At 68.3% G+C, this 12,329-nt stretch carries 9 protein-coding genes; 1 reads left to right on the plus strand and 8 read right to left on the minus strand.

Annotation, left to right across the window (positions count from 1 at the left end; translation table 11 throughout):
• Positions 1-257: 257 nt before the first annotated feature.
• From pstB to EUC46_RS07415, 7 genes are all read right to left on the minus strand, one after another.
• Entirely contained in the window at positions 258-1,037 is a 780-nt protein-coding gene (gene pstB, locus EUC46_RS07380; protein ID WP_128773536.1) for a phosphate ABC transporter ATP-binding protein PstB, read from the minus strand.
• Between the two features lie 217 nt (positions 1,038-1,254).
• Positions 1,255-2,349 carry a phosphate ABC transporter permease PstA gene (gene pstA / locus EUC46_RS07385; RefSeq protein ID WP_128773537.1) on the minus strand — a complete coding sequence of 365 codons (1,095 nt, stop codon included), beginning with the start codon at positions 2,347-2,349 and terminating at the stop codon, positions 1,255-1,257.
• A 1-nt stretch (position 2,350) separates the two neighbouring features.
• Entirely contained in the window at positions 2,351-3,316 is a 966-nt protein-coding gene (pstC, locus tag EUC46_RS07390) for a phosphate ABC transporter permease subunit PstC (protein ID WP_241655470.1), read from the minus strand.
• A gap of 208 nt (positions 3,317-3,524) precedes the next feature.
• Positions 3,525-4,604 carry a phosphate ABC transporter substrate-binding protein PstS gene (gene pstS / locus EUC46_RS07395; RefSeq protein WP_128773538.1) on the minus strand — a complete coding sequence of 360 codons (1,080 nt, stop codon included), beginning with the start codon at positions 4,602-4,604 and terminating at the stop codon, positions 3,525-3,527.
• A gap of 294 nt (positions 4,605-4,898) precedes the next feature.
• Positions 4,899-5,915, minus strand: a complete 1,017-nt coding sequence (locus EUC46_RS07400) for an NUDIX hydrolase (RefSeq protein ID WP_128773539.1) — start codon at positions 5,913-5,915, stop codon at positions 4,899-4,901.
• 13 nt (positions 5,916-5,928) lie between these two features.
• Positions 5,929-8,754 carry an RNA degradosome polyphosphate kinase gene (locus EUC46_RS07405; protein ID WP_241655466.1) on the minus strand — a complete coding sequence of 942 codons (2,826 nt, stop codon included), beginning with the start codon at positions 8,752-8,754 and terminating at the stop codon, positions 5,929-5,931.
• Between the two features lie 317 nt (positions 8,755-9,071).
• Positions 9,072-9,731, minus strand: coding sequence for a hypothetical protein (locus tag EUC46_RS07415; protein ID WP_128773542.1), 660 nt, complete (start codon positions 9,729-9,731; stop codon positions 9,072-9,074).
• 698 nt (positions 9,732-10,429) lie between these two features.
• Here EUC46_RS07415 and EUC46_RS07420 point away from each other — a divergent pair.
• On the plus strand, positions 10,430-10,987 hold the full coding sequence (locus EUC46_RS07420; protein ID WP_128773543.1) for a flavodoxin: 558 nt from the start codon (positions 10,430-10,432) through the stop codon (positions 10,985-10,987).
• Positions 10,988-11,077: 90 nt separating this feature from the next.
• Here EUC46_RS07420 and EUC46_RS07425 read toward each other — a convergent pair whose 3' ends face one another.
• The gene (locus EUC46_RS07425; RefSeq protein WP_128773544.1) at positions 11,078-12,238 is read right to left on the minus strand and encodes an ROK family transcriptional regulator; all 1,161 of its coding nucleotides are present in this window, start codon (positions 12,236-12,238) and stop codon (positions 11,078-11,080) included.
• Between the last annotated feature and the right edge of the window lie 91 nt (positions 12,239-12,329).

Below are 12,329 nucleotides of genomic sequence, written 5' to 3' on the forward strand. Positions count from 1 at the left end.
CGGGCTCCAACTCACGCCGCCGCGAGCGGCATTCGCGCCGACTGGCGCTCTCCGGCCCGACGTCCTTCCCTGTACACCGCGATCCCGCGGCCCGGGCGACAGTGCGGCCCGACCCGGGCGACAGCGCGGCGCCATATGTCCTCATGTCCTCCCCCTGCACGCCTCCTGTGCGCCGTAGTCCCGCGGCCCGGATGACAGCGCGGCGCCATGGCGCCCGCCCAAGGCCGGTGCGCGGGCGCGCCCCGGCCCACCCGAACTCATCCGAAGCGGCCGGAGATGTAGTCCTCCGTCGCCTTGTGGTCAGGGGCCGAGAAGATCTTCGTAGTGGAGTCGAACTCGACGAGTTGGCCCGGCATTCCGGTGGCCTCCAAGTTGAAGAAGCCTGTCATGTCGCTCACGCGCGAGGCCTGCTGCATATTGTGGGTGACGATGACGATCGTGTAATCCTGCTTGAGTTCGTGGATGAGATCCTCGATCGCCAGGGTCGAGATCGGGTCCAAGGCCGAGCAGGGCTCATCCATGAGGACCACCGAGGGTTTGACCGCAATGGTGCGGGCAATGCACAGACGCTGCTGCTGGCCGCCGGACAGAGAGGAACCGGGCCTGCCCAGACGGTCCTTGACCTCCTCCCACAGGTTGGCGCCCCGCAGGGATGCCTCGACCAGTTCCTCCGCGTCCGCTTTCCTCAGGCGGCGGTTGTTGAGCTTGACCCCGGCCAGGACATTGTCGGCGATGGACATGGTCGGGAAAGGGTTGGGGCGCTGGAAGACCATGCCAATGGCGCGGCGCACCTGGACCGCGTCAACGTTCTTGTCATAGAGGTTGACCCCGTCAACAATCACCTCCCCCTCCACGCGCGCACCAGGAATGACCTCGTGCATGCGGTTGAGGGTGCGCAGAAAGGTGGACTTCCCGCAGCCCGAGGGACCAATGAGGGCGGTGACGGTGCGCGGCTCAATGGTGACATTGACGTCCTTGACCGCCAAGAAGTCGCCGTAGTAGATGTTCTCGTGCTTGACCTCAATGCGCTTAGACATGTCAGATCCTTCCCGAGCGGGTGTAGCGGGCCACGAAACCGGGGGGCCGGCGGGGCCGCAACATGGTGGACATGGTGGACAAGGTGAGCAAGGCGGGTCCCGGCGGTCACGGGGATCCCAGTGGTCCCGGAGATCCCGGTGGTCCCGGTGGTCACAGTGGCCACGGTGATCACATGAGGCGGAGGAGGGCGCCGTACCTTGTACCGTTCAGCACCGTTCACCGCTTGCCGCCCTTGGGGGAGAAGTAGTGCGTGATCAGCCGCGCCACGAGGTTAAGCAGCATGACAATAATGATGAGCGTGAGCGCCCCGGCCCAGGCCCGCTCCATATTGTCCGCCCCGCCGCGCGAGTACTGGTCGTAGACGAGTACCGGCAGGGTGGACATGGAGCCCTCGAAGGGGTTGTTGTTCGTGCGAATGGTCAGGCCGACGGTAATGAGCAAGGGCGCGGTCTCACCAATGACACGGGCGATGGCGATCATGACACCAGTGGTCATGCCCGAGATTGCGGTGCGCAGGACAACCTTGACAATGGTCAGCCACTTGGGCACGCCCAGGGCGTAGGAGGCCTCGCGCAGTTCATTGGGCACCAGTTTGAGCATTTCCTCCACGCTGCGCACCACCACCGGGGTCATGAGGACGCTCAGGGCCACGGCGCCGACAATGCCCGCCTGGTAGCGCGGCCCCAAAACCATGAGGAAAACCGTGTAGGCGAACAGGCCGGCAACAATGGAGGGGATGCCGGTCATGACGTCGACCAGGAAGGTCACGGCCCTGGCAACCCACCCGCCGTTGTACTCCACCAGGAAGATCGCGGTGAGCACTCCCAGGGGCACGGAAATGAGGGAGGCGATGCCGGTGATCTGGAGGGTGCCGACAATGCCGTGGTAGAAACCGCCGTTGGTGGCGTCGGCCCCGCGCATATTGGTCAGGAGGAAATCGGCGCCGAAGCGAGCGGAGCCGCCGACCAGCACCATCCACACCAGTGACACCAGGGGAACCATAGCCACCGCGAAAGCCAGGTGAACCAGAATGGTCACCATGGTGTTACGGGCCCAGCGCCCGCCCTCGCGCACCCAGGAGGCGGCGGTAGCCCCCACCAACCACACCAGGGCGGTCAGGACAAGGATCACCGCCGGCGACCAGCTCAAGGCCAGCCCCAGGCCGCCCACCAGGATGAAGGCCGCGCCCAGGGCCGCCCAGGTGAACCAGGCGGGCAGGCGGGTGGCCACCAGGGGAATGCCCTCAATGGTTAGGGCCGGGGGCGGGTCGGCCAGCGGGTCGTGCTTGGGCGTCGAGAACGGATGTCGCATGTCAGTTGGCCCCTGAGAACTCGGCGTGGCGGGCGACAACCCACCTGGCCAGGGAGTTGACCAGGAAGGTGATAATGAATAGCGCCAGGCCGGTGGCTATGAGGACGCTGACGCTCAGACCGAATGCCTCACGGAATTGGCCGGCGATATTGGCCGCAATGGTCTGGTGCTGGCCCGCCTGGAGCAGGTGAAAGTTAATGCTTGCGCCCGGGGACAGGATCATGAGTACTGCCATGGTTTCGCCCAGGGCCCGCCCCAGGCCCAGCATGGTGCCGGAAACAATGCCGGAGCGGGCGTAGGGCAGGACGGCCTGGCGGATCATCTCGTAGCGGGTGGCGCCCAGCGCCAGGGACGCCTCCTCATAAAGGGTGGGGGTTTGGAGAAAAACCTCACGGATGGTGGCGGTAATGATCGGCAGAATCATGACGGCCAGCACCAGGGAGGCGGTCATAATGTTCTTGGCGGGCGACTGGTATCCCCCAAAAAGGGGGATGAAACCCAGCACCTCGGTCAACCAGGAGTAGAACGGGTCCAGGAGCGGGACCAGCCACAAGAATCCCCACAGGCCGTAGACCACTGAGGGGATGGCCGCCAGGAGGTCCACCAGGTATCCCAAGCCCTGGGCCAGGCGTCGGGGGGCGAAGTGGGAGATGAACAGGGCCACCCCAATGCTCAGCGGCACGGCCACGGCCACGGCCATGAGCGAGGACAGGAGAGTGCCGAAGACCAGCGGCGCCACGTAGCTGGCCAGGGAGCGGCCGCGCATGAAGGAGATCTCCGCCAGGTCCTGGTCGGAGGCGCTCAGCGCGGGCATGGCCTCCTGGATGAGGAAACCCGCCACCAGGGCCAGGACGACCATCATGAGGACTCCGGCGCCGAAGGACAGACCGGAGAAGATTCGGTTCCCGACGCGGCCGGGGGCGCTCCCGGCCCGGCTCACGGCACTGGTGCCGCCTGCGCGCTCCAGCGCGGTCGGAGGGCGGGCGGTGGGTTCGTCGTCGGCCGGCGACGGCGGTGCGCCGGCAATGGGCGTGCTGGTCACGAAAGACCCTCCTGGGTGGTGGCTGGCGCGGCCCGGTGCGCTCCCCGGCGGAGTGGGCCCGCCCTCGTCCTCCGAGGGCGGGCCCTTCTCTCGGGTGCGGGCCGGCGGGGCGGACCCGCACCCGGGCGCGTGCTCAGGCCTTAATGGTGTCGATGGCGGCAGTGACTCTGGTGCGCAGGTCCTGGGATATGGGGGCAGAGCCGGCGGCCTTAACGGCGGCCTGCTGCCCCTCGACGGAGGCGATATAGGTCAGGTAGCCCTTGACGGTGGCCGCAATGTCGGCGTCGTCATAGTTTTGGCGGGCGAGGAGGTAGGACACGAGGATGATCGGATAGGTGCCGGGGGCGTCGCGCGCAATGTCGTAGACGACCCGGGTGCTGGAAGCATCGACTGCGGGCCCGGAGGCGTCCAGGGCTGCGGCCGCGGCCTGGGCGGAGCAGGGGATGTACTGGCCGCCACTGCCCACGGCCACGGTGCCGAGCTTGTCGGTGACCTTGGAAGCGTCAGCATAGCCGATGGCGCCCTGCGCGGCTTCAATGGTGGTGATGACCCCGGAGGTGCCGTCACCGCTCTGGGAGGCGGACAGGTCCGCCGGCCAGGTCTCGGCCGCCTCCCACGTCCAGGTTCTGGGGGCCGCCTTGCTCAGGTAGTCGGTGAGGTTCTTGGTGGTACCGGAGTCGTCGGACCGGTGGACCACGATAATGCCCAGGTCGGGCAACTCAACGCCGGGATTGTCGGCGGCCAGGGCGGCGTCGTCCCACCTGGTGATCTGCCCGGAGAAGACCTTGGCAACGGTCTCGGCACTCATCTGCACCTGCTGGCCGGTCAGGGCGGGCAGGTTGTAGGTGATGGCGATCGGGGAGATGTAGAGGGGCAGTTCGATCACGTCGGCGGCCTTGGCGAGTTCGTCGTCCCCCATTGGCGAGTCCGAGCCGGCGTAGTCGACCGCACCCTCGATCAGCTTGGTGCGGCCGGCTCCCGAGCCGCCACCGGCGTAGTCGACGACGGCATGGGGATTGGCGTCCATAAAGGCGTTCATCCAGACAGCCTGGGCGTCGGCCTGGGAGGAGGCACCGGCGCCCTTAATGGCCCCCCTCAGGCCTCCGCTCCCAGCGACCCCGGAGGCGGGGCCGGCGTCACGCCCACAGGCCGTCAAGGCGGCCATGGAGACCGCGGTCAGAGCGCCGAGGGCGCTGCGGCGGGTGAGGAGCACGGGGGCCGTCCTTGTTCTCAGTGTTCTCGGTGTTCTCGGTTCCCGATGGTCTTGGTGGCGGCAGCCCATCGGCGGCCGACGCCCATGACCATAGGGATGCGAGGTGACCGCCCCGGATGGCGCCGGTGAACACTTGGTGAACCTATCTGAGACACGCCTCACATCCTCCCCGCCGCCCCACCTCCGCCGCCCCACCCCCTCCAACGAAATCCTCACAGCACACCGTCCGTGGACGTTGTGCTGTGAGGATTTCGTTGGAGGGAGGAGGGAGGAGGGAGGGAGAGGGGGCGGCCCTCAGCGGCCCTCGGACAGGACTGGGCGCTGCTTCTCAATGGCCACCGCCCGGATCTTCCCGCGGGGGCGGCGCGCCATGTGCACCACCAAGACCTCACCGGTCTTGAGCCAGGGGTCCCGGTCCGGCACAGAGCGCAGGAGCTTGCCGGGCGCGTACTGGGCCACCACATCCATGACAGTGGGCAGTACCGGACGATGCGTGCATAGCGCCACCGGGACGTCACGACGCCGCAGCGCCTCGGCAACCACCTTGCGCGCCGCCTTGGGGTGATCGGCGTGCGCGGTCTCCGTGAGGGCCTTCTCGGTGTGGAGTTTCAGGCCCGCCGCGCGCGCATAGGGGGCCACCGTGTCCAGGCAGCGCTTCCAGGGGCTGGTAATAACGCGGCCGACGCCGTAGGCGGCCAGGACCTGGGTGAGGGCCTTGGCCCGCATCTCCCCTTGGTCCTTGGTCAACGGGCGCGTGGCCTCATCGGCCTCGGGGTCGCGCTTCTTAGGGCGGTTCCACACCGAGCGCTTGACGGCGCGGGCATGGCGCACCAGGACAAAGGTCCAGGTGTCAAGCTTGCCGTCCTCCCACAAGTCCACCAGGGTGCCCAGCAGGTCGCGGTCGGTGCCATGGGTCAGGCGCTTGCGGGCCTCCTTGGCACTCACCCATTTCACCCCGTCGATCTCCCTGCGGGACGCCGGCTTCACCCGGGCCCTGGGGGCCAGGGCCGGGTCGTCGTCGGCGAGTTCACGGGCCGCCCAGTAGCGGACCTCCTTGCGGGTGCCGTCGTAGAGCTTATAGCGGATCGTGTCCAGGGGCTGGCCCAAAGCAATATTGACCCCCGTCTCCTCCCCGATCTCCCGCACCGCACAGGCGCGCAAGGACTCGCGCGACTCCGTTTTGCCCTTGGGGAAGGACCAGTCGTTGTAGCGGGGGCGATGGACAATCAACACCTCCAGGCGCGAGCCCTTCTCCCGCCACACCAGGGCGCCGGCGGCGCGCACCACACCATTCCAGGGACTCTTGGTCATCGTCGTCCTGTTCTCAGAGGCGGCTCTTGACGCGCGAGCGCGCCTGAGCCATGAGGGTGGTCTGGATATCCTCGAGGGGCTCGCCGTCGGGGCCGGTGACGTAACGGGTCCACGTGCCGTCGGCCTCCAGGTGCCAGGAGGAGACGGCCTCGGAGGCGCTGTGGGTAACCAGCCATTCCAGGTAGTCCACCATGGTGGGGTCGGTGATGCGCACCAGCGCCTCGACACGGCGATCCAGGTTGCGGTGCATGAGGTCCGCCGAGCCGATGAAGAGCTCCGTCTGACCGGCGTTGGCGAAGGCGTAAATACGCGAGTGCTCCAGGAACCGCCCCAGGATGGAGCGTACGCGGATGTTCTCACTGAGCCCGGGCACCCCGGCGCGCAAACCGCAGATGCCCCGCACCACAATGTCCACGTCCACCCCGGCGCGGCTAGCCCGGTACAGGGCGTCAATGACGGTCTCGTCAATAATGGAATTGACTTTAATGCGGATCCATGCGGGCTTACCGGCGCGTTTATTGTCAATCTCCCGCTCAATGCGCTCCACCAGGCCATCGCGCAGAGAGCGGGGCGCCACCAGCAGGCGGCGGAAGCGGGCGCGGGGGGCGTAGCCGGAGAGTTGGTTGAACAAGGTGGTCAGGTCCTGGGCGACGTCCCGGTCCGTGGTCAGCAGCCCCAGGTCCTCATATCCGCGGGCCGTCTTGGGGTGGTAGTTGCCGGTGCCCACGTGGCAGTAGCGGCGCAGGCCGTCGGTCTCCTGGCGCACGACCAGCAGCAGTTTGCAGTGGGTTTTAAGACCCACCATGCCGTAGACGACGTGCACCCCGGCCCGCTCAAGTTTGCGGGCCCAGGAAATGTTGTTCTCCTCATCGAAACGGGCTTTAATCTCGACGATGGCGACAACCTGCTTGTCCGCCTCGGCGGCCTCAATGAGAGCGTCCACAATTGGGGAGTCACCGCTGGTGCGGTAGAGGGTCTGCTTAATGGCCAGGACCTTGGGGTCGGCGGCGGCCTGGGCGATGAACTCCTGAACCGAGGTGGAGAAGGAGTCGTAGGGGTGGTGCAGGAGAATGTCGTGGTCGCGCATGGCCGCGAAGACGTCCGTGGCCGAGGAGGACTCGTGGGCGGCCAGTCCGGCGGCGGTCACCGGCACGAAGCGCGGATATTTCAACTCGGACAGGTCCAGGTCGTGGAGCTGGTTGAGGCAGGTCAGGTCCAGGGGCGCCGGGAGCTCGAAGACGTCGTCGTCGCGCAATCCCAGGGACTTCACCAGGTAGCGGCGGGTGAACGGGCTAATGGTGTCCTCGACCTCCAGGCGCACCGAGGCGCCGAAACGACGGCGCTCCAGCTCCTTCTCCATGGCTTTGAGAAGGTTCTCGGCGTCGTCCTCCTCCACCTCCAGGTTCTCATTGCGGGTGACACGGAAGAGGTGGTGCTCCAGAATGTCCATCCCGGGGAAAAGGTGGTCCAGGTGGCGGGCAATGACCGCTTCAATGGGGATGGCGGCGGTGCCGGCACGCTTGTCGGAGGCCGACAGTTCACGCCCCGGGATGGTGATCAGGCGCGGCAATGAGGAAGGCACTTTAATGCGCGCGAAGTGCTCCTTGCCGCTGCGGGGGTTGCGCAGGATGACGGCGAGGTTGAGGGATAGGCCCGAAATATAGGGGAAGGGGTGGGAGGGGTCCACCGCCAGGGGGGTGAGGACCGGGTAGATCTGGTGGCGGAAGTAGCGGGTGAGCCGTTCACGCTGCCCATCGGTGAGGCTGTCCCAGTCCAGGAGTTCAATATTGTGCTCGGCCAGGGCCGGACGGATGTCCTGCTGGAAAAGCGCCGCCTGGCGGGCGGTGAGGTCCTTGGCGCGGGCGGTCACAGCGGCGACGACCTCGTGGGCGTCCAGGCCTGAGGCGCGCACCGGGGTAATGCCGGCCTTAATGCGGCGCATGAGCCCGGCGACGCGCACCATGTAGAACTCGTCGAGGTTGGAGGAGAAGATCGCCAGGAACCAGGCGCGCTCCAGCAGGGGCAGGTTCTGGTCCTCGGCCTGCTCCAGGACGCGCTCATTGAAGTCCAGCCAGGTCAGTTCACGATCGTTGAAGCGGTCGGTGAAGGACTCCAGGGGCGGTAGGTCCCTGTCGGGACAATGATCCTGGAGGGGGACGGGATCCAAGGTGGCATCCTCGGAGTCCGGGCCGGGGTTGGCGGGACTGGTGGGGCCAGCGGGGCTGGTGGGACTGGTGGAGCCGGCGGGGTTGGTGGGGCCCAAGCGGCCCGAGGTGTGATCAGTGGAATTCGAGCCCGGGCCGGCAACCTTCGCCTCTGGCACGGGGCGGGCTGCTGGAGTCTGCGCGGAGGCGTCCGAACCCCCAGCCCCCTCCACCTGGTCCTGCCCGGCCGCAACGGGCTTCGCAGCCGCATCCTCGGCCCGGTTCGGCGAGGTTGGCGAGGCGAGCGCGGCCGGTGTCGCGTAATACGCGCCGCCATTGCCCCCCGTGCTGGTGGGCGGAGCCGGATCCTCGTCGAAATCCTCGTCCTCGTACTGGGGCCCGGAATCGTCGGCGAAATCGCGGGGGTCCGCCGGCTCAATGACGTGCTCAACGGGCTCCTCCCGCTGTGGGGCCACCCCGGCGTCCTGCGCGCCCGAGGAGGCTCCCTGATCCCCGGCGCGCGGCGGAGAGCCCTGGGCGGAGGCCTGCTGCGCCTGGACCCGCGCCTGCCCGCCGAGGAAGGAGGCCAGCGAGGGGACGCCGCCGGCGTCCTCGGCGCCCGATTCGGCACCGGATGGCTGACCGGCCTGGATGTCACTGTGGGTGGGGGTGTTGTCGGCATCGGGACTCGTCATGGGTGAATCGTCCCACGTCCAGGTCACCGGTGGGAGGCGGTGGCCCCGCGGGCTGTTGTCCGCGGGCGGGTCGGGGCGCCAGCAGTAGACAGGTCGGGGCGCCAGCAGTAGACAGGTCAGGGCGCCAGCAGTAGACAGGTCAGGGCGCCAAGGATGGGCGGGCCCGGTTCGCAGGGCTCGCCCAGGCTCACAGGGCTCACCCGGGCTCACGGGGTTCACCCGGGTTCACAGGCTTCGCCCGGGCTCACGGGGCTCGCCCGGGTTCGCAGGACTCGCCCGGGCTCATGGGATTCAGGGCCCGCCCGAGTCGGCCCTCCTCAGTCAAGCAGGCCTGCGGCCGCCCGCTTAGCCGATTCCGTCAGCTCGTCGGCTGTGGCCGCGAGCGCGGAGTCGCGCAGGGTGACCCGGTTGGCGAGTTCGTCGGTGTCGTCTTCAATCCACACCGAGTTCGATCCTCGTGCCAGGGCGCGCAGGAAATCCGCGCATGCGATCAGCACGGGCGCCAGCGCCACCGCCGAGCCCTCCAGGCGCCCGGCCAGGACCGTGTCGAGGCGCGCATGCAGCTCCTCGGGCGCCGGCGCGCGGCGGCCGGCGGCCCGGGCGGCCTCAAAACGGGCAATGGCCTCGGCGTCGGCTCCGGACAGGTCGATAACCGTGGCGTAGCGGCGGGCCACGAGCTGGGGGTCGCGGCGGATCCACTCGCGCAGCAGGAACAAGCGCCAGAGAGTGCCCGGCAGGGTGGTTGCCGGGGAGTCGGCCCACAGCTCGGCGACGTCGTCAACGCCCTGGGTTTCGACTGCCGCCACGACGCCCGCACGGGTAATGGGGCCGTCGTCGCTTATACCTGGGAAGCCGCCGATGAGGGCCTGGGCGGCGTGGTGGGCGAGCTCGGAGGAGACGGCAGTATCCTCACTGCCTTCGATCTGCTCGGCGACCTCCGGGTCAAGGCGGGCCGGGCGGTGGAATTGGCGGGGCACGGCGAACTCCTTGGGTGAGGGTCGGCGGGCGCCGGGAATGAAGGCCACCCCTCGGATGAGGGGTGGCCTTGCGTCCGGCGGTGGGCTGCCCGGGACTCGAACCCGGAACCCGCGGATTAACGTGCGCACTTCGGCTTTCGCCGCCGCCCCGGGGGGCGTTCGTGGCCTGGACTGTCCCTTCACCGTGGCACGCCCGTGCTGTAGGTGCCGCCCGTCCAGTCTCTACACCTTCCCTCCCGTAGGAGGGCTTGGCTCGGGATCGCCTCGCCTGATGGCAGGGGGTTCCCCGACTTTGAGCGGTGTCATCCCCGCGGTTTCCCGCAAGGTGCTCCTATTCAGTTGAAGTCCGCTGCTCTAACCAATTGAGCCAGCAGCCCGGCGCGGGCAGTCTATCGGGCGGGCCGCCCCGGTGTCACACCCAGTGCCCGCTCCTAAGCGTTCACCACGGCGGCGTGGGGCGTGTTGTCTGTCACTCGGGGTCTGCTGCGCCTGGAGCGCGACCGCCTGTCGGCACCACCTGGGCCCGCCCGCGCGAGGCGGCCAGGCGCTCAGCCCAGGATGAGTATCCTGGGACTGAGATGAGTCGTCGAACCCTCGTGAGCGCCACCGGGTTGGCCGCGACGGCTGCGCCGGCCGGATGCGCCCCGTCGAATCGTTCAAATCCGGATACCGGCCCAACACCACAAGGATCGCCCACGATGACATCCACGTCAGACCCGTCGGACTCGTCCGCCACCAGGCGCCCTCTGCTCGTGTTCTTCTCCCGTCCCGGTGAGAACTACTGGGCGGGAGGACGACGTAATCTCGAAATCGGCAATACGAAGGTGGTGGCCGAGATGATATCCGAGCGGATCGACTGCGATACCTATGAGATTCTTGCCGCTGACCCCTACCCGGAGGCGTACGACCCCACTGTCGAGCGCGGCCGGCAGGAGCAGAACGACAATGCCCGCCCCGAGATCGATGGAGACCCGCCCGACCTCAGTGGCTACCAGACGGTGCTAATCGGCTGCCCCCTCTGGCATATGAGAGCGCCCATGATCATCCGCTCCTTCCTCGATCAGACCAGTGCGCTTGCCGGTAAAACGGTCCATCCGTTCTTCACCTACGGGGCGGAGCAGGGGTCGGTCATCGAGGACTACCGCGAGCTCTGCCCCAAGGCCGATGTGCGGGAGGGTCTCGCCATTCGCGGTGAGGATGTCGAGGGCGCTGCCAACGAGGTTGAGGCCTGGCTGGACAAGAGCGGCTTGCGCTGACGCCACGATCAGGGCTCGTAGGGGTCCGCAGGGAACCGGGGAACCAGCGCCTGGGGTTTATCTGGGGTTTATCTGGGGTTTATCTGGGGTTTATGAGGACTTCAGGCGCGACTCGACACTGCACGCCCAGGGCTCGACGGCCAGTGCGGCCGCCCCGCGCGCCCACTCCCCGAAGGTGAAGGCGCGCGTGAGGATCCGGGGGACGGGGGCGCTCCAGTGCCGGGCGCGCTCCACGGCGGCGTCGAAGGCCTCGCGGTGGGCGTCGACCACCCCCACCCCCTCCCCGGAGACGACGATGAGTTCGGGGTCGACCAGGGCGGCGATCCCGCCGGCGATCCGTCCTGCCGCGGCCGCGGCCAGGGCCAGGATGTGGTCCAGGCGTGGGTCGCGGGCCAGGTCGGTCAGGCCCTGGGGCCCCACCACGTCCTCGGCGCGAACCCGGTGGCCGAGGACCTCGCTGGCCTGGGCGGCAATGCCCGGAGCCGAGGCAAGGGCGCGGGCACAGCCAATGTGCCCTATCTCGCAGGAGGGCCCGGAGTCGCTCAGGGGCAGGTGCCCCACGCTGCCGGCGGCGCCATGGGAGCCGGCGATGACGCGCCCTCCAATAGCCAGGCCACAGCCGATCCCGGTGCCCAGGGTGAGCAGGGCGAAGGGGTCGGCGCCACGCCCCAGCCCGAACCACGCCTCGGCGTAGGTGAAGGCCCGTACGTCGTTGGCTACGCGGACCGGCAGCCCGGTCGCCTCGGCCATGAGGCCGGCAATGGGCACTCGGGTCCAGCCCAGGAACGGCGCAACGCGAATCTCCCGCTCCCCCACGACACTCGCCCCCAGGGAGAGTCCCATCCCCGACAATGGCGTGTCGGAGCTGTGAGCGACCCTGGCGGTCAGGGCGGCGATTTGGGCGACCACGCCGTCGACGTCCCGGCCCACGAGCGGCTCGGAGGTGTCCATGAGCACGGATCCCGTCGGGTCAATGAGTTCGGCGTAGAGGTGGTCCGCCGTGAGTTTGACGCCGAGGAGCGCGGCGGCCCGGGGCGCGAGCCTCAGGGCCCGGATGGGCCGGCCGGGGCCGGCGAGTGTGGGGGCCTCCTCGATCACGAGGCCGGTCTCCAGGAGTGGGCGGACCGCCCGGGTCAGGGTGGCGGCCGACAGCCCGAGGTGGCGCGCCAGCGCTGAGCGAGTGGACGTGCCGTCCACGGCCAGAAGGAGAAGCACCTGGGACACGGGGCCGACTCCAGCCCGTGGCTCCATGGCGGTCCTCCTTGTCAGTGGCCGGCGGTCGGGAGGGCAACTCCTTGGCGCTCCGGTGCCCATCGGTGCCCATCGGTGCCTTGCGGGTCGC

The sequence above is a fragment of the Actinomyces oricola genome (genome assembly GCF_004104015.1).
Lineage (GTDB): Bacteria > Actinomycetota > Actinomycetes > Actinomycetales > Actinomycetaceae > Actinomyces > Actinomyces oricola.